The sequence below is a fragment of the Paenibacillus montanisoli genome, assembly GCF_003268025.1.
Lineage (GTDB): Bacteria > Bacillota > Bacilli > Paenibacillales > Paenibacillaceae > Paenibacillus_Z > Paenibacillus_Z montanisoli.
In genome coordinates, this window is sequence record NZ_QLUW01000006.1 from 356,615 (window position 1) to 375,208 (window position 18,594).

Genomic DNA, 18,594 nt, shown 5'->3' on the forward strand with positions numbered 1-18,594 from the left:
AGGCGGATGAAATGTCCTTGCTGGCTAGAAAACGGGAACGGGAGTTGACCGGTTTTCAAGAGGGCGGTCCTTATCATCCTTCGTACGATTTGCAGACTGATTTTGTCATGGTGTACGGCATCGGCAAAAATATGCAGGAGCGCATCCGGGGCTGGAAAGAGAAGGGCTATGTCGTCCATTTGATGACCGGCGTTTCTTGGGGCGGCTACCAGCATTATTTGAATGGCGAAGTCGATGGCCGGCAGCATTGGGATGAAGCGCAAAAGAACCGCCGAGGCGAGCCCATTATTCATGGCACCTCGGCGGACATTCCTTATATGGTTCCGACGATTGCCTACGCGGATTTCTTGACGGAGCAAATTCGTCCTGCGGTCGATGCCGGGGTTGAGGCGATCCATCTGGAGGAGCCGGAATTTTGGGTCGAGGGCGGCTATTCCGACGCGTTCAAGCGGGATTGGGAAATTTACTACCGCGAGCCGTGGCAGCCGCCGCATGCGACGGTCGACGCGCAATACCGGGCCTCCAAGCTGAAGGCTCATCTGTATACGCGGACGCTGGACCGGATTTGCAGCGCGCTCAAAGAGTATGCGAAGGTCAAATATGGCCGCGACATCCGGTTTTACGTGCCGACGCACAGCTTGATCAACTACACGCAATGGCGGATCGTGAGTCCGGAGTCCAAGCTGCTGGAGCTGCCCGGCGTCGATGGCTATATCGCGCAGGTATGGACCGGAACGGCGCAGACGCCGAACGTGTACAACGGAGTTCGCAAGGAACGGACGTTCGAGACGGCGTTTCTGGAATACGGCATTATGCAAGAGCTTGTCCGGGGGACCGACCGCCGGATGTGGTTCCTGCATGACCCGATCGCCGACGATCCGAAGCACACCTGGCACGATTACCGCCAAAATTACATCCGCACCTTGGTCGCCTCGCTCCTGCATCCGCATGTGAGCCGGTACGAGGTATGCCCATGGCCGCGGCGCATTTATCAAGGCACGTATCCGAAGCAGGGCGGGGATGGCCGCGAGGGCATCCCCGCGGCTTACGCGACCGAGCTGCAGATCGTGCTGCATACGCTTGCCGACATGGATCAGCCGGATACGGAATGGCTGACCGACAACGTGCAGGTCGGCGTGCTGCTGGCGGATTCCGCGATGTATCAACGCAACCATCCCGAGTGGAGCGAAGAGGCGACGGCCTTTAAGTACGACGGCACGGAGGTGGCTTCGGCGCTCGGCAGCGAGTTTATGGAGCTGCTGGACTGGTCGCCGTTCTATGGGCTGACGCTGCCGCTGCTGAAGCATGGCGCCGCCGTTCGTCCCGTGCAGCTGGACAATGCGGGGCGGTTCGCCGGGTATTTGGACGATTACAAGGTGCTCGTGCTGAGCTACGAATATATGAAGCCGGAATCGTCGGGCCTTCATAACGTGCTGGCGGAGTGGGTGAAGGAAGGCGGCGCGCTGATTTACGTCGGCGATGGCAGCGACGATTTCCATCAGGTACGCGAGTGGTGGAACCAAGGGGCGAAGGCATACGCCTCGCCGAAGGAGCATCTCTTCGCATGCCTTGGCGTCTCGGCTGCGTTAGAGCCGGGCGTCTATCCGGTCGGCAAAGGCAGCTTGGCCTATGCGGATGTTCACCCTGCGCAATGCGCGCTTGACCCGGCGGCTGCGGAACGGCTGCGGCTCGCGGTTGATGCGGCGATGACGCAGGCGTCTGCCGCGAAGGATGCCGCGCTGCGCTGGCAGGCGACCAACAGCATGGTGCTGCGCCGAGGCCCGTATATCATCGCCGCCGTGCTGGAGGAGTCAGTGCATGACGAGCCGCTTACGCTGCGGGGAGCTTATGTCGATTTGCTGAGCGCCGACCTCGCGGTGCGTGATGCGGTAACGCTGGCGCCGGGGCAGCAGGCGCTGCTGTACGATCTAAGCCGTGTCGCGGGGGATGGCGGCGTGGCGCTGGTTGCTGCGGCCTCCCGCGTGGAAGGCTTTGGGGAGCGGGAAGACGGTTTTTCGTTTTTGGCGCGCGGGCCTGAGGGGACGCTGGCTTCGGCGCGCTTCCGCTGCCCGCGCGAGCCGCAGGCGGTTTTCATCGCGGCTGCCGAAGGCCCGGCCGAGCAGGCCGTGTTCGAGTGGCACGCGGAGAGCGCGACCGTGCTGATCCGCTACGCGAACCGGCCGGAGAGTGTTAGCGTGGAGGTCCGGTGGTAAGTCGTGACCTGCCGCCGCCTCCTTCCATGCCAGCTCGCGAGCCATCGTGCTTATTTGGGCAAAAAGCCCTGTTTCTGGCAGCTAACGAACTCTAGATGCGTAATTGGGCTCAACACGCTCGAATTCGGCTATTTTGCGCGGGATAAGGTCACTGGAGTTCGTTAGAATTGCAAAAGGGATTAATTCGCGCAAATAAGCGTTATGCGGTTCGTTAACGCTCAGAGGTGCCGCGGGCGACTCGCGGTTGGTGTCTCAAGCAGTTGTTCCGAGCAAGGCGCGACGGCGCGTTCGTCCGTCAACTATAGTACGAACCCAATAGCAAGAAGGCCGCAGCCTGGGGCAATGCCCGCGCTGCGGCCTTCTTTTTCGATCAGGTCGAACCCAGCGGCTGAAAGTAGGGACTATGGATTATTTTGGTAGGAGATTTTGTCGAAGGGATTGAAAAATTATATAGGATATATTAAATATAAATATGTAGATAAACAAGATTTGAAGCTGAACGAATACGCTCAAAGGAGGTGAACGGGCAGACTCGCTCGCAATCGTCAGCTTCGCCATCATTTACTATTGAGAGGTGTTTAAATAATGATCCGTAAGCTATCCGCCATTAGTTTGGCGCTGGTCTGTACGCTGACGTTCTCGTCGGGCTCGTACGCCGACTCTCAGCAGCAAAGCAGCGGCAGCCGCATCTCATGGCCGCAGGAGCAGGCGCTTCCTAGCTTTGCGCAAGCGAAGCAGCTCGACGTCGCCGACATTTACGACGCTCCCGGCGATATCAAGCTGCTCTTCAGCACGCTGCAGGGCTTGATTAACCGTTCCGAACCGCGCATCTATTTGCTTGAGAACAAGGAAGAGGGCAAGTTCAAATGGCTGAACGATTTGGACGTTACTTATCGCGTGCACGACAGCTATTGGGATATCCTAAATCGCTATAAAGGCGAGGTTAAAGGCCTTATTATCTATGATCCGGACGTACCCGACTCGATCAACGTCGCTACAACGCTGGCGGGGCTGCGCGACGGTGTTGCCGTAAGCCCGGCGCTTGCCGAGCAGCTTCAAGCCGCGCCTTATAACTTCAGCGTTATCGAAGATTTGCAAGGCAAATTCAAGGACCGTCTGGACGCCTACACCTGGCAGTACGAGAATCTGTGGAAGGAAACGACCCACCGGATGCTGATCGGTCTCAGCCCTGACGTTACGGCGAAAGCGCCAGTCGAGCAGCCCGACCGGTTCGAGGTGGTCGCGCAGGAGCCGACCGAAGAGCGCGATGCGTCCAATCGCAAAGTCTACGACATCGATTTGAACAAATTCCTGGGCAAGCCCGACGTCTACGTGAAATTCAGCGATGCCTTCCCTGCAGACGGATGGGGTACGGCGGTGCATGAAGTGACCGTGAAGGCCGACGGACAAGAAATCGCCCATTTCATTCCGGGAACGGCCGAGGAAGAGCCGTTCATGTTCGATCCGCAAAGCTCGCAGCTGTCCAGCGGCAGCGGCGGCCACCGCTTCGCCGATAACGGCAGGTATTTTACGTACAAATTTACGCCGCCTGCCGGAACGAAAGAGCTTGTCATGTCGGTAGAAATGTGGAATCAATACAAAGTCAGCGCAAGCAACGATAAGCCGTTCACTTCGCTGACGAGAGAGCCTTACGGCTATCTGAGAGACTATGCGGTCGCTAACAAAGCCATGGTGTTCTGGCTGGACTCCAACGTTCCGGCTCAGAAAGAGCTGTTCGAGAAAATTTTGTCGGACGTGAAGCCGGGCACGCCTTACTTGGGCTGGTTCAGCAACGACGTCGAGGGCGAGTTCAGCGGCGTGGAAGTGACGTCGAATCATGGCGTCTACGTGCTGGCGGCGGACTGGTTCAGCAACTTGACCGTATTCTCCGGAACGAAGCCGAAGAACTTCAATCGCCAAGAATCACAGCCGGTGAAGCTGGAAAATAAGATTTATGTCACCTATACGTTCAGCGAAGGCGACAATCTGCAGTACAATCAGCACCGGATGCGCATTCTGTGGGATGACCCGAAACGCGGACAGGTGCCGATCAACTGGACTTCGAGCCCAATGCTGTACGATGCCGCGCCAGCCATGCTGAATTATTTCCGCGGCTCCGCAACGGCGAATGATCTCATTATCGCAGGCCCTTCCGGCGGCGGATACCTTTACCCGGATGCTTGGCCGGACAGCTCGTTCCCGGCATTCCTGGAAAGCACCAAATCGTATTTGAAAAAAACCGGCATGGAAATCCCTTACGTGCTCAACCGCGTAGACGGACAGAACATCCCGCTTAGCGACGCCAAGCTTGCGGCTTACCGCGATAAGTATGACGCGCCTGGCCTGTTCCTAAGCTGGGAGGACAGCTCGAAAGTCACGATTCAAGGCGGCCTGCCGATTTCCACGATCCGCGGCATTAGCGCCGTAAGCGAAGGCAAGCGCGTCCTTGACGAAGCGAAAGCGAACTGGGACGGCAAATCGCCGCTCTTCGTTTCGATCGGCCTTCTCGCTTGGAGCTTGACGCCGTCTCAAGTCGTCGAGCTGACGAATATGCTCGGTCCGGAGTATCAAGTCGTTCTGGCCGATCAGTACTTCTCGCTGATTCGCGAGGCAAACGGTCTGCCTAAACATTAAGAGCATCAAAAAAGGCTTCTCGCAAGTTCGATCCGAACCTGCCCGAGAAGCCTTTGTTATTTACCATATTTTATGTAGAATTGTCAACGGAAATCCACCCGGCGGAATTGCTATTTCAAACGCGGCCGTTCGTTCTTATACTGGAGGAGTACGATTGCGGCAGAGGAGCATTCCCAGCCATGGAAGACCTTCAGAAGCTGATTGAAGAACTGAAGAATGAATTCCCCGAATTGCGCGATGTGCCGCGAGAGGAGTTGATCGCTTTTATTCGGAATGCGATTGCTGCGGCATTTCCTCGAAAACCAGCTGAATGATTTTTTCGAGCTTCTCCTTGGCGCGGGGGCGAGTCAAATCGATTTTGTAACGGGCCACGAGATCCTTGATGACGAGCTCCTCTTGCGTAGCCGACATCGGCGTATGCTTGAATTCCTTGCCCGTAACCAGCCAGTCCACGCTCACTTCGAAATAGGCTGCGATATGGGAGGTCATCTCGTGGTCGGGCTCGCGCTTGTTCGTCTCGTACATCCCCAGCGTGCTTTTGCCGATTTGGAGCACCTTTGAAAATTCCTCTTGCGACAGATCCTTCCGATGCCTCAAATAGGACAATCTTTCTCCGAATGTACGCACGCGCCCGCCCTCCTCTAACGTTAGTCCGATCTTTTGTATTATAGCTCACATCCTTCCCCCGAGGAAAACCGCCTCGCCAAAACGTGATCTATTGATATTTACAATCACATATTGCGATCATATACTGGTAGATATAGTAATTTCTTTAGGCGAGAGTTGAGAGGGATGGGTGCGAAGAGTGATCGACATCGAGATGAACATACATAATCGCAGCTATAAGGAGCAGAAGCCCATTTATGTATATTGCGTGAAAATGGAGCCGGTCGACAATCAAGTCGTTTGCCGAAACGTGAACGTGGCCAAGGAAGTGCTGTACATGGGCGTTACGCCGCAGCTGAAGGGAAAGTCCGGTTGCAGGCCGGGTATACCGATGTTTGTGACAGCCGACGGCACATACTTGCAGCTAAACACGGTAGACAATTATTTGCGGGTCTTGTCGCCGCTCGGCTTTGACCTGTTACACCCGTCGTGCTTGGTCAATGTGCCGCTTGTGGACCGGATCGAGGTGGGGCTGTATGGCAACGATGCTTATTTCAAAGGCGCCCCTGGCGTCAGCGTGCCTGTCTCGAAGGCGAAGACGGCGATGTATTCGCATTTGGTGAGGGACGCAACGTTTTAAACCGTATCGTCAGCTGCTTCGAAGGGCGTTCACGGAACCGGTTCGGAGCCTTTTTATACTGGACAGCGGTGGGGATCAATGGCATTAATAGAGACAGCACGTCTAATAACGTTGAATAACGGAGGTACTGCAAGCATGCTGTATCAGTTGAAGAACGTGGAGAGCCGGGCCTTTTCCTCGGAAAATAAAACAGGCGCCGCAGGCGCGGGCGGGCAATCGCGAAACGGCCGAAAGGGCTCGCCGTGCATTGAAGGGTTTTTGCAGGGTCAAACGATCGAGCTGCTGAATTGCGATGGTCCGGGCGTGATCCGGCATATCTGGCTGACGCTTCCGCCGGGCAACATCGATCATATGCGAAACGTCATCATCCGGATGTATTGGGACGGGCAGACGCATCCGAGCGTGGAAGCGCCGATCGGCGATTTCTTCGGCGTATCGCACGGCCGGCAGCGGAACATGCTCTCCGACTGCGTAACGATGCAGGGCGGCAAAGGGCTGAACTGCTGGATTCCGATGCCGTTCAAGAAGAAGGCGGTCGTGACGATCGAGAATGATTCGAGCTCGGACGTGAAGATGCTGTTCTATCAGCTCGATGTTACTCGCGGCGATGAGCTGGACGAGTCGGCGGGCTACTTTCACGCCCAATTCCGCCGCAGCAACCCGTGCCCGATCCACGAGGATTTCGTTATCGCGGACAACATTCAAGGCAAAGGCGTTTATTTGGGGACGACGCTCGGCGTACGCAGCCTTTACCGGGATTGCTGGTGGGGCGAAGGGGAAGTGAAGTTCTTCATCGACGGCGATACGGAGTTCCCGACAATCTGCGGCACCGGCGCCGAGGATTATATGGGCTCCGCCTGGGGACTCGATGAGGTGCTGACCCCCTACCAAGGGGCGCCGCTCGTCGATCACGACAACGGCCTTTACTCGATTTATCGTTTCCATGTGCGCGATCCGATCTACTTCCAGAACAGCTTGAAGGTGACGGTGCAGCAGATCGCGTACGGAGACGGCGAGAAGGCGAAGGCGCATTTCGGCGATGAGTATACCCGTTATAGAGCTGCCGGAGCGGAAGAAGAAGACAACTATTGCTACTTTGACCTTAGCGATGATTACAGTGCCGTTGCTTACTGGTACCAGACGATGCCTTCGCAGCCGTTCGCGCAGTTGCCGAGCCGTGAGGAACGAATCAAGGACTTGGATACAGGCGCGGCCGACGGGCCGAAGCGAAGCGACGTTTAGTTTGAAACAGATTGTGACATACATTTCACAGGTGCCCTAGTAGGATATCTTTATAATCTAATGGGGTAATCTCGATGCCAAATTACTATTTCAAAGAAATATGGTCGAACTTGCGAACGCATTTTTTCCGCTTAACCTGCCAACAGAGCTAATGTGGCCATTTCACATTTAAAATCCGACATTTACCACAGTAAAAAAGATCCTCACGGCTCTACGGAAGATTGATCCTAATGTGAGATCAAGCGACTTCTGGTATATGTAAAAAATAAACCGCCTAATCCAGTGACTTGCTTCAGGATTGGCGGATATTTTGTTTCGGCGTCTTTTCAAATTTTACGTACTAATTTATAAAAGGGGAACGCGATTACATTGGGATATTGAGCTGCTAATTTTTTAGCAATAAAAGCATTATAACTGTTATTCATGAGTACAACCTCCTAAGAAATAGGTTCATGTTCCAGTTCTATTTTCATTTTAGGATTCATTTGTTTTCGAATTATAAATTAAAGTATCAAATTGTATTAATTTACTTAAAATCGCTAATCCACCTGGGAAATGCAATTTCCAAATAAACCTAGATGAACGGGAAAGCGCGATCCAGCAGCTCACGGGGATTGTAACGGCACAGCAGGCTAGCAGTTTCGGCAGACAATGAGCATGAGAAAAGGGAACGGGAACGTAACGAATGGATTACAGAAGTGCTGCGGGAGATTAGAGAGGCAAAGGCGGCAGCCAATAAGAAGTGGTTAGTTTTCCAATTTTTATTAGTATTATTTATAGGCCCTGCTAATCATCGTTCTTATGGACGATCACGCTTGCTGGGTCTTCTCTATGGGCATCTCGCCAAGCCAGCTTACCACAGCAGGAGATGCAGCGCCCGTAACGAATACAAAGTGGAAGGTTTACGAATTCATCAAGAGATATGGAGGGGACTGCAGCATGAAAGCGACGAAATTAAGACCGTTCGTCCCATCGGGCGCAGATTACGAGCTGGCGAAGGCGTTTTTCAAGGACATTGGCTGCGAAACCGTGTATTCCGACAACGGCATTAGCATTTTACGGTTGTCGGAGCTGGAGTTTTTTCTGCAAAATTACAACGACCAGCATTTCCAGAATAATTACATGCTGGAAGTAACCGTAGAAGATTTAGACGGCTGGTGGACGCATATTCAAAGCATCCTGGAAAGCGGCAAATACCCGACCGTCCGGGCGAAGGAGCCGACGCAGTATCCTTGGGGCAGACGCGAAATTCATCTCATCGATCCGGCCGGCGTATGCTGGCATTTCGGGGCTTAGCATGGACGTTAACCCGATTACGCTGATCGGCGACAACGTCATGCTTGTTCCCATGGAAGCAGATCATGCCGAAGGATTGTTAGAAGCAGGCCGATTTCCGGAGATCTGGGAGATTACGCAAGGAAAAATGGCCTCGCCAGCCGATGCGGAGGCGTATGTGAAGAAGGCGCTGAACCAGCCGGCGTCGCTGCCCTTCGTCATTATTGAGCGGGCATCGGGCCGAATTGTCGGGAGCACGCGCTTCTTTGATATCTCCGCCGTAGACAAGGGGCTTGAGATCGGTTCGACCTGGCTGACGCCTTCAGTGTGGAGAACGCCGATCAATACGGAATGCAAATTTCTGCTGCTAAGGCACTGCTTCGATATGCTCGGCACGATACGCGTTCAGCTCAAGACCGACTTGCGCAATACGCGCTCCCAGCGGGCGATCGAGCGGCTCGGCGCAGTAAAGGAAGGCGTACTTCGCAACCATAAAATATTGCCAAACGGCATTATCCGCGACTCTGTTTACTACAGCATTCTCGACCGGGAATGGCCGGCCGTGAAAGAGCGGCTAATAAGTCTGATGAATCCGCAATAACATAAAGCCGGACAGGGATAAGACCTGTTCGGCTTTTTTTGCAAGGCTAGACCCGGTTCAACCGGCGGTACCCAAGCGGCGTCAGGCCCGTCATCTTCTTGAAGATCCGGTCAAAATGCCCGGTATTCTCAAAGCCCGTCCGTTCCGCAACCTCGATTACCTTAAGCGTGGTTTCCTTCAGCAGCCGCTGCGCCTCGCGGATTCTCGTCAGGTGGACATATTCGATAAACGTGAAGCCCGTCACGCTTTTGAAACTGCGGCTGAGATAGTAGGGACTCATGTAAAATTGCTTGGCGAGCTCGGCAAGAGCCAGCCGGGTGGCGAAATGCTCGTTGATATGCTGGACTACCTCGGATATTTTCTGGTGGAGGGGCGTCGTATGATCGGGCACGGACGCTGTTTCATGCGCCGGGAGGCGGGCCGCGAATAGCAGCAGCTCCGTCAGCAGTACGCGTAGATAAGTTTCGTAACCGGGGCGGTGCTCGAGCGTTTCAGTGACCATTTTACTTAACAACTGGTGGATAAAAACTTGCTCCTGCGGCTGAAGGCGCAGCAGAATGGCTCCCTGCCGGAACGGCTCAAGCAGCAGCGGATGATGAAGCGGGTGACCGGTACCGAGAAAGGAGTCGCTGAAATTGATGACGAACCGTTCATGCTCCGGAGGGCCGAGCTCCGAAGAGTTGTGCACGACCTCCTTGCTGACGAGGACCAGATCGCCGGCCTCAAGCGTATAGGAGCGGTCGTCAATGAAATGCACGCGCTGCCCTGCCGCCAAATAGTAGATTTCATAGGTTGGGTGAAAATGATTCGTCCGCCCGAACGGTTTCGTCCGGTAGACGTGCTGAATGTAGAAATCGCCCTCCTCATCCCCGTAAGAGAGCGGCTCGTCCGCTATGAGCTTCATTGGAGGCCTCCGTTCGGCTGCGCCTGATGTGTTGTGTCCAGTTTAGCGCAAGATAAGTTAAAATGGAATCATTTTGAGCAATATAGATCACGAATTACGGCAAATATTGCGTTATGCTGAGAGAAGGTTTGGACTATTAGGGGAAGCGGGTGCTAAGTTATGCGCAGCTTTATGGACGATGATTTTCTATTAAATAACGAGACTTCCAAGAGACTCTATCATGAATATGCGAAGGCAATGCCGATCATGGATTACCACTGCCATCTCAGCCAGCAGGATATTTACGAAAACAAGAGTTACAACAATCTCACCGAAGTGTGGCTCTACGGCGATCATTACAAATGGCGGGCGATGCGCGCGAACGGCATCGAGGAGAAGTATATTACGGGCGGCGAAGGCGTAAGCGATTACGACCGTTTCTTGGCTTGGGCGAAGACGGTGCCGATGACAATCGGCAATCCGCTCTATCACTGGTCGCATTTGGAGCTGCGGCGGCTGTTCGGCATCGAGGAGCTGATCAATGAGAAAAACGCGCCGGTAATTTGGGAGAAAGCGAATGCCAAACTGCGCGGCGGCGGCTTTTCCGTGCGCGACTTTATACGCGGCGCTGGCGTGGAGATTGTATGCACGACCGACGATCCGGCGGATTCGCTCGAGCATCATGTTTTGCTTGCTCAGGAGCCGGATTTGGGCTTCCGGGTGCTGCCGTCGTTTAGGCCGGATAAGGCGCTGGAGATTAACCGCGCGCCGTTCGTAGGCTATATTGCGAAGCTGGCCGATGCGTGGGGCCATAGCATTTCAAGCTATGAAGATCTGCTGCTGGCGCTGCGGGAGCGGGCGTTATTTTTCCACTCGGTTGGCGGCCGGGTATCCGATCATGCACTCGATTTTGTGCCATGGGCGGAAACGACGCTTGAGGAGGTACGGGAGATTTTTGCCCGGGCGCTTCTGGGCGGCATGGTTACTTTGGAAGAGGAGAACAAGTACAAAGCTTATACGCTCGTTTATCTGGGCGAGCTCTATGCGGAGCTTGGATGGTCGATGCAGTACCATATGAATGCGCACCGCAACAATAACGCACGTGCATTTCGGGAGATTGGCGTAGATGCGGGCTTCGATTCCATCGGGGACAGCCCGGTTGCGGTTCCGCTCGTGCGGTTGCTGAGCAAGCTTGATGAGGCAAACAAGCTTCCGCGAACGATCGTCTACTCGCTCAATCCTGCGGACAATAATGTGCTGGCCGCGCTGATCGGCAGCTTTCAGGGCGGCGGCATTCCCGGCAAAATTCAGCTCGGTGCAGCTTGGTGGTTCAACGATACGAAGGATGGCATGCTGGAGCAGATGCGATCCCTTGCGAATATGGGCCTGCTGAGCCGGTTCGTCGGCATGCTGACGGACTCCCGCAGCTTCCTCTCGTATACGCGGCATGAGTATTTCCGGCGGATTTTCTGCAATTTGCTGGGCGAGTGGGTCGAAAACGGCGAGGTGCCTTGCGATGACGAGCTGCTTGGCGGGCTTGTGCGCGGTGTGTGCTACGAGAATGCGAAAGGCTATTTCCGGTTCTAAGTCCGGAGGCGCTGATTAGGTTGATACAGGTCGATATTGGGCGGGAGGGGTACCAGGATGAGCGGCGGTAGTAAACTGACATCACCCGAAGAAATCAACAGGACGTTGTATCCGCATGGCGAGGTTTATGAGACGGAGCTAAGTGTGAGTGACATTCAGGAGGAACAGGTTCGGTTCTACCGGCAGCAGGGGTATCTAGCGGTCAAAGAAGTATTGGCTAGTTCGGATATCGATAGCGCGCTGGAAGCGATTATGGAGCATATTTTTGCGGAGCCCTCGGCGGTGAAGGTGCAATTCGTGCGGCCGAAGAGCGAATTGGCCGACGACGAGGAGCGGGAGCTTGCCGTGCGCAAGCTCTACGAGTTCGTGGACGTCGAAGACCGGCTGCGTGCGATTGCCTATCATCCGCAGGTGCTTGCGGTCGTGGAGCGGCTGCTCGGCGGGAAGGCGAAACTCGTGCAGGATATTGCGCTGTTGAAGCCGCCGAAGGGCGGCGGCGAGAAGCCGTGGCACCAGGACATGGCTTATGGTGCGCTGTGCTACGACCAGCCGGTGGTCGGCGTTTGGCTTGCGCTCGACGAGGCGGGGATCGACAACGGCTGCATGCAGATCATCCCGCGTTCGCACATGAACGGCGGGATTCCGCATTATGCGGAGCGGGATTGGCAGTTATGCGACACCGTCGTGCCGGTAGAGCGTAACGTCGCTGTGCCGCTTGCGCCTGGAAGCGCCTTGTTCTTCCATGGGCTGCTCATGCACGGGACCGCGTATAATTTCTCCCTGAAGCGCCGCCGTGCCTTGCAGTTCCACTATGCACCGGAATCCGCAGTGAAAATCAGCGCGAAAGAGTACAAGCGCATGTTTACGAGCGAGTTGACCGGGGCGGATTGCTAGCGTTTTGCTGCTGACGTCCGTCGGGCGGAGATATAGGGAGCAAGAGAGGTAACAATTACCGTACTTTGGCGGGAATGCGACATAGTAGGGAGCAAGAGAGGTAATAGTTACCGCACTTTGGCGGGAAAGTGGCTGAATAGGGAGCAAGAGAGGTAAAAATCAAAGGGGCTATCTCAAGAGATAGCCCCTTTCTCATTTATTGCGGGCGATGAAACGCGCCCACTCCTGCTTGATCTTGCTCTCATCCAATTCGATGCCGATCATGACGAAATATGGCTCGCCTTTGTAGCTGCTCGGCGACCATTCCAGCCGCTTGCCCGCCAGCTGGAAGAGCATCAGGCTGCCATCGCGGCCATATGGCATGTAACCTTTGGCGCGGAGGCAGTTATTTCCGCGGCCGTTGATAAAAGCTTCAAACTGGCGGCGCGGCAGGCCGGCTGCGTCCGCCCCGGGATAGATCGCGGCCGTGCGGATACGAGAATACGAGTTCGCGGAGGGCTGCTCGCCGCCAGATCGGGTCTGCACGGATTCGCGCGACACGAAGGCGCCAGCCTGTGACGGCGCAGCGGCAGCCTGCCCCGGCGAAGCGGCTTGCCCAGTCGTCGCCGTGCTGCCCGGCGGCTTCGCCGGCGACGCGCGAAACGCGCTCGCGGATTGCGATCGCGTGCCCGAAATCACGGGCTGCCGCCGCACGGCCGAAGGAGCGATCCCCGCGAACACCTGCGCGGAATCGACCTCGCAGCGCGTGGCCGTCACGAAGGCGGCAGCCGCGTTGCGATCCCGAATGAGCTGCTTCACTTTGTCCGCGGTGCGGTTGGAAATGAGGTCGAATTTATTGGCGATGATGAAATCCGCCGTCTCGATCTGCTTGCGCAGTGTGCGAATCAACTCGCGGTCCGATGAGAAAATGCTGTTATAATCGAGCGCATGCTCGGCATCCAGCACAGTGACAATCCGGTGCAGCCGCACCTTGCCAATAATCGTCGGCTCTGTTATCGCCTCCGCTATTTCCTCCGGATTCGCCACGCCGGTCAGCTCCATCACGATAACATCCGGGCGCATCAGCGCTATCTTTTCAAGACATTGGGCCAGCTCGCTCTTCTTGCTGCAGCATAGGCAGCCCTCAGTGATCCGCTCCAGCATTTGATAAGCGGATTCGCTGCTCACCGTCGTGCCGTCCACGTCGACGGCGCCGATTTCATTCATCAGCACGGATGCGCGCAGGCCGGTTGCCCGGGCATGCTGCAGCAGCCTTAGAAGCAGAGTCGTTTTGCCGCTGCCCAGAAAGCCGCTTAAGACGATTACCGGAATTGCTGTTTGTTCCATGTTCGAGCGCTCACTCTCCCTCCTAGGTCCACATTCAAAGAAGAATATGCGGCGCAACGCCAAAATAAAACCTGCCCGCCGCAATCCGCATGCCGTCACGAACCGGTGCAAGCTGTAAAAATCGCCGGATTAACGGTATAATTTATCCAACTAAAAGCATGAAAGGAAGAAAATCATGACCGTCACACCGATTCACCTGCTGTCCGGCTTCCTGGGAAGCGGCAAAACCACCCTGCTCAACCATGTCGTCGATTACTATAAAGCGCAGGACATTAAAGCCGCGATCATTATGAACGAGCTCGGCGACGTCAATTTGGACGGGCAGTTCGTCGATCAAGCCGTGCCGATGGCGGAAATGCTGAGCGGCTGTATTTGCTGTACCATCCGAGGCGATCTCAGTATCGAGCTGAAGGAGCTGATTGAGGAACATCGGCCAGATGTCGTGATCATCGAATCGACCGGCGCGGCTAATCCGATGGAGATTATCGACGCCATTACGGAAGCTACGCTCTTCATGCGCATTGATCTGCGTACGATCGCAACCGTCGTAGACGGTCCTGAGCTGCTCGCGCGCAGCAAGCGGGGCGGAAGGACCTTCAAGCTGATGCAGGATCAAATCCGCTGCGCGACGGATCTGATCGTGAACAAAGCGGATAAACTCGCACCCGAAGAGCTTGTCGAGGTGCAACAGCTGGTGCGTGAGCTGAATGCCTATGCGCCGCTGACGGTGACCGTCCGATGCATGACCCAGCTGGATATGTTCGACCTGAAGGCAGCGCCAAAAACGAAGCCGGACGCAAACGAAAAGCGGCAGCACGACAGCGTCAGCGAACACGTATGCGGCGCAAACTGCAACCATGATCACGGCCACGGCCATGATCACGACCACGATCAAGCCGACGGTTATGTCTCGCATGCGCATGTCATGACGCTGACGCATTATATTGCCGGTCCGGTCAACAGCCACGCCTTCGAGGCGCTCATCAAGAATCTCCCGCAGGAAGTATACAGGGCGAAAGGAATCGTAACGTTCACGGATACGAACAGCAGGTTCCTGTTCCAATATGCCTATCGCGAGGTCGAGTTCATTAGGATCACTCCTCAGGGCAATGTGAGCGACGTTGCGGTGTTTATCGGGGAGCATTTTGCCAAGGACGTGCTGGAGAAGGAACTGGCAAAGATAGAGGACCCGTATTGGGAGTAGGAGCTGCCAAGCACGTGGGTGCGGTACGACTGAGCCCAGAAAAAATTCAGGAAACTTTTGGATAATAAAATCTCTTCCCGGGTAAACTACCGCAGAATGGGTCGAAGCATGGCCCTGGAAGGGAGCTGTAACAGATGAACAAGCATGGATTTCGTAAGCCTCTGATCGCAATCGGCACGGCGGCGGCGCTGCTTCTGTCAGCGGTTCCGGCATTGGCGCAGCAAATCGCGACGCCGCCGTCGGATCAGCTCGAGGCGCAGCATGAGCAGGAGCGCAACCATTGGGGCGGCGACCATCACTTCGGCAAGAACGGCGAGGAGCACAAAGCCCGCAAGCTGAAGCATTTGCAGGAGGCTGCCGGCTATTTCGGCATCAGCACCGAAGGCAAGAGCGCCGAGCAGCTGATCAAGGAGCTGAAAGCGGCCCGCGACGCCGACCCGGCGAAGTGGGAGAAGTTCAAAGCCGAAATGAAAGCGAAGCGGCTGGCCAAATTGCAGGAGAAAGCCGCCGCGCTTGGCATTAAAACCGAAGGCAAGTCAGCGAAGCAGCTGCGCGAGGAGATCTGCAAGAAGCATGGGCAGGACAAGCCGAACACGGACGTCACTCCGCTGCCGGGTGCGAAGGCGAAGTCTTAATAACCGGCTAACCAAAAAGCAGCAGTGAGCACCCGTCGGAACAACCCCGCGGCACACGCTCCCTGCTGCTTTTGTTATATCTATCGTGCGGTTTCTTCGATCAGCGACATGACCCGGCCGATGGCATCGGCTTGGCCGCGCTGCTGCATTTGCGTTTTGATCGCGTCCCGGTTCCGAAAAACTTTGGACAGCGCAGCCATCAACGCATCGTCGGTCAGCTCCTCCTCTTGAAGCACCTCGCAATAGCCGGCTTGGCGGAACGACTCGGCGTTCAAGATCTGATCGCCGCGGCTCGCTTGCTTCGACAGCGGAATGAGCAGCATCGGCTTGCGCAGCGCCAGAAATTCGAAGATGGAATTGGAGCCGGCCCGCGAGATGACAAGGTCGGTGCATGCCAGCGCATCCGGCAGCTCGTCATGGATATATTCGTACTGCCGGTAGCCGGAAACGCCCTTCAAGCTTTCGTCAAGCTCGCCTTTGCCGCAAATATGAATGATTTGATACGTTTTCGAGAGCGCGGCTACGTTCCGCCGGATCGCTTGATTGATCCGTTGAGAGCCGAGACTTCCTCCCATGATGAGCAGAACGGGCTTGCCGGGCGTAAACTTGCACCGCTGCAGCCCCTTCCATGCGCTTCCCTTGCGCAGCTCGCTGCGGATAATCGGGCCGACATGGATGGATTTACCGTCTTTCATCTGCTTGGCGGTTTCCGCGAAGGTGACGCAGATGCGTTTGGCAAAAGGGCCGGCAATTCGGTTGGCGAGACCGGGGGTCAAATCCGATTCGTGGATGATCACCGGTACCCGGTTCAGCCAGGCGCCGATGACGACGGGGACGGAGACGAAGCCGCCCTTCGAGAAGAGCACGTCGGGTTTCAGCCCGCGAATGAGGCGATACGCCTGGAAAACGCCTTTGACGACGCGAAACGGATCCTTAACGTTCTCGAGATCGATGTAGCGCCGCAGCTTCCCGGTCGAGATACCGTAATAGTCGACGCCATCCAGCCTGCTGATCAGCTGCTTCTCGATGCCGTTCTTCGAGCCGATGTACGACACCTTCCAGCCTTGCGCAAGCAGCGGAGGGATCAGCGCCGCGTTCACGGTCACATGTCCTGCGGAGCCGCCGCCGGTAAATAGAATGCGGCGCTGCTCTGTTTCCCCTGACGGGGAATGGGTTGAATTTGGCATAGGGGCACTCCTTGATAAAATCGATATGACAAGCGTACCACAACCAACCGGATGCCGGGAGAAGGAGAGTTGCAAAATGATGAACAATGCCTATATCTTAGAAAACTATGCGCGGGAGCACGGGGAAAATGACACGGTCCCGGCAGAAATTGCCGCCGTTATCCAGGTGTACCAGGACATGCTGTCCGGCTGGAACAGCCGCGATGCGCTCCAGATGGCAGCTCCGTTCACGGAGGAGGGCGGCCTGATCGGCTTCGACGGCAGCGAAGTTGCCGGCCGAAGCGGCATCGAGGCGCACCTGACGCCGATCTTTGCGCATCACAAGACGCCTTTCTACTATTGCAAGGTAAAAGCGGTAAAGCTGCTTGGCCCCGAAACGGCGCTTCTTCGCTCTTACGCCGGGCTGGTGCCGGATGGGAAAAACGAGCTGGACCCGAATTTGAACGCGCATCATACGATGGTCGCCGTCAAGCGGGACGGGCGGTGGCGGATCGAACATTTCCAGAACACGCCAGCCCAGTTTCATATGGAGCCGGATCGGGCCCGGCAAATGACCGAGGAATTAAGCCAATTGGTCGAAGAGAACGCAACAAAATAGCTTGACAATGATAATGAGATTCATTATCATGCAATGTAGTGAATGAGAAATGTTATCACCATAGGGGGCTTCTGCATTGTTAAAATCAAGAAGGTTTAGTCTGATCATCACCGGATTGCTGGCTGTTATGTTGGTGCTGTCCGCATGCGGAAGCAAATCCGACAATAGCGCGAACGGCGGCGCGAATACGGCGGCGAATAACGGCCGCAACGCTGCGGCTAACGAGCCGGCTAAGGAGAAGGTCGTAAAAGACGCGATGGGCCACGACGTTACGATTCCTGCAGAGCCGAAGCGCATTCTCGCTTCCTACCTGGAGGATCAGATTGTTACGCTTGGCGAGAAGCCGGTTGCGCAATGGTCCGTAGCGAACGGCACTCAAGACTACCTTGCGCCTCAATTAAAGGATGTCCCTACGATCGGCTGGGATTTGCCGGTTGAGAACGTACTTAGCTTCACGCCTGACTTGATCGTGATCGGTTCCGAGTCTGCCGTTCAGAAAGGGCTGTACGAGCAGTACGCGAAGATTGCTCCGACCTACGTGCTTGGCGACAAAGTAAACAACGACTGGCGCGAAGCGCTCAAAACGATCGGCGGCCTGCTCAATAAGGGCGATGAGGCCGATAAAGCGATTGCCGATTACGACGCGAAAGCGGCTGACACGAAAGCGAAGCTGGCAACCGCGATCGATAAGCAGTCCGTTGCGGTACTTTGGCTCGTAGCGAAGAACTTCTATATCGTTGACGAGACGAAATCCGCCGGCGCGGTGCTGTACAAGGATCTTGGCTTAACGCCTCCGAACCTGGTAACCGAAATTCCGGAGAAGACGAAGGCGACTTGGAATCCGGTTGCGATGGAGAAGCTGGCTGAATTGACGGCGGATCACATCATCCTCGTGAACAGCGATAAGTCCGATGCGGCTGAAACGCTGAAAAATCCGGTATGGCAAAACATCCCTGCCGTGAAGAACAAGCACGTTTATGAAGTGCCTGCTTCCAGCAGCTGGCTGTATTCCGGCAAAATTGCCGGCGAGCGAATGATGGATGACGCGATTAAGCTGCTCGTGAAATAA

At 55.5% G+C, this 18,594-nt stretch carries 16 protein-coding genes; 12 read left to right on the plus strand and 4 right to left on the minus strand.

Annotated features, from left to right (window positions below; genetic code table 11):
* Positions 1-11 precede the first annotated feature (11 nt).
* Both DL346_RS26405 and DL346_RS26410 read left to right on the plus strand, forming a co-directional pair.
* Complete coding sequence (locus DL346_RS26405) at positions 12-2,213, plus strand: hypothetical protein (RefSeq protein ID WP_112885373.1); 2,202 nt, start codon at positions 12-14, stop codon at positions 2,211-2,213.
* Positions 2,214-2,798: 585 nt separating this feature from the next.
* Positions 2,799-4,847: a GxGYxYP domain-containing protein gene (locus tag DL346_RS26410; RefSeq protein WP_112885374.1), complete on the plus strand. Its 2,049-nt coding sequence runs from the start codon at positions 2,799-2,801 to the stop codon at positions 4,845-4,847.
* Between the two features lie 264 nt (positions 4,848-5,111).
* On the opposite strand, the gene DL346_RS26415 is transcribed toward DL346_RS26410, so the two are convergent.
* Positions 5,112-5,474, minus strand: a complete 363-nt coding sequence (locus tag DL346_RS26415) for a helix-turn-helix domain-containing protein (RefSeq protein WP_112885375.1) — start codon at positions 5,472-5,474, stop codon at positions 5,112-5,114.
* A 169-nt stretch (positions 5,475-5,643) separates the two neighbouring features.
* Here DL346_RS26415 and DL346_RS26420 point away from each other — a divergent pair, with 169 nt between their 5' ends.
* From DL346_RS26420 to DL346_RS26435, 4 genes are all read left to right on the plus strand, one after another.
* Positions 5,644-6,093 carry a hypothetical protein gene (locus DL346_RS26420; RefSeq protein ID WP_133257577.1) on the plus strand — a complete coding sequence of 150 codons (450 nt, stop codon included), beginning with the start codon at positions 5,644-5,646 and terminating at the stop codon, positions 6,091-6,093.
* Between the two features lie 135 nt (positions 6,094-6,228).
* Positions 6,229-7,335, plus strand: coding sequence for a glycoside hydrolase family 172 protein (locus tag DL346_RS26425; RefSeq protein ID WP_165822691.1), 1,107 nt, complete (start codon positions 6,229-6,231; stop codon positions 7,333-7,335).
* 939 nt (positions 7,336-8,274) lie between these two features.
* Positions 8,275-8,631, plus strand: coding sequence for a VOC family protein (locus DL346_RS26430; RefSeq protein ID WP_112885378.1), 357 nt, complete (start codon positions 8,275-8,277; stop codon positions 8,629-8,631).
* Between the two features lies 1 nt (position 8,632).
* Positions 8,633-9,211 (plus strand): GNAT family N-acetyltransferase, encoded by a 579-nt coding sequence (locus DL346_RS26435; RefSeq protein WP_112885379.1) that lies wholly within the window; start codon positions 8,633-8,635, stop codon positions 9,209-9,211.
* Positions 9,212-9,257: 46 nt separating this feature from the next.
* Here the strand turns inward: DL346_RS26435 and DL346_RS26440 are convergent, their stop codons facing one another.
* A complete protein-coding gene (locus DL346_RS26440) occupies positions 9,258-10,115 on the minus strand; it encodes an AraC family transcriptional regulator (RefSeq protein ID WP_112885380.1) in 858 nt (285 codons plus the stop codon).
* A 159-nt stretch (positions 10,116-10,274) separates the two neighbouring features.
* Between DL346_RS26440 and uxaC the strand changes: the two genes are divergently transcribed.
* Both uxaC and DL346_RS26450 read left to right on the plus strand, forming a co-directional pair.
* Positions 10,275-11,681, plus strand: a complete 1,407-nt coding sequence (gene uxaC / locus DL346_RS26445) for a glucuronate isomerase (protein WP_112885381.1) — start codon at positions 10,275-10,277, stop codon at positions 11,679-11,681.
* A gap of 57 nt (positions 11,682-11,738) precedes the next feature.
* A complete protein-coding gene (locus DL346_RS26450) occupies positions 11,739-12,575 on the plus strand; it encodes a phytanoyl-CoA dioxygenase family protein (RefSeq protein WP_112885382.1) in 837 nt (278 codons plus the stop codon).
* 192 nt (positions 12,576-12,767) lie between these two features.
* Here DL346_RS26450 and DL346_RS26455 read toward each other — a convergent pair whose 3' ends face one another.
* On the minus strand, positions 12,768-13,901 hold the full coding sequence (locus DL346_RS26455; protein WP_112885383.1) for a CobW family GTP-binding protein: 1,134 nt from the start codon (positions 13,899-13,901) through the stop codon (positions 12,768-12,770).
* Between the two features lie 175 nt (positions 13,902-14,076).
* Between DL346_RS26455 and DL346_RS26460 the strand changes: the two genes are divergently transcribed.
* Complete coding sequence (locus DL346_RS26460) at positions 14,077-15,105, plus strand: CobW family GTP-binding protein (RefSeq protein ID WP_112885384.1); 1,029 nt, start codon at positions 14,077-14,079, stop codon at positions 15,103-15,105.
* A 134-nt stretch (positions 15,106-15,239) separates the two neighbouring features.
* Entirely contained in the window at positions 15,240-15,740 is a 501-nt protein-coding gene (locus DL346_RS26465) for a hypothetical protein (protein ID WP_112885385.1), read from the plus strand.
* Between the two features lie 80 nt (positions 15,741-15,820).
* Here the strand turns inward: DL346_RS26465 and DL346_RS26470 are convergent, their stop codons facing one another.
* Positions 15,821-16,927: an undecaprenyldiphospho-muramoylpentapeptide beta-N-acetylglucosaminyltransferase gene (locus tag DL346_RS26470; protein ID WP_112885386.1), complete on the minus strand. Its 1,107-nt coding sequence runs from the start codon at positions 16,925-16,927 to the stop codon at positions 15,821-15,823.
* A gap of 76 nt (positions 16,928-17,003) precedes the next feature.
* Here DL346_RS26470 and DL346_RS26475 point away from each other — a divergent pair, with 76 nt between their 5' ends.
* On the plus strand, positions 17,004-17,525 hold the full coding sequence (locus tag DL346_RS26475) for an SgcJ/EcaC family oxidoreductase (protein ID WP_276311586.1): 522 nt from the start codon (positions 17,004-17,006) through the stop codon (positions 17,523-17,525).
* Between the two features lie 76 nt (positions 17,526-17,601).
* Positions 17,602-18,594, plus strand: coding sequence for an iron-hydroxamate ABC transporter substrate-binding protein (locus tag DL346_RS26480; protein ID WP_240633436.1), 993 nt, complete (start codon positions 17,602-17,604; stop codon positions 18,592-18,594).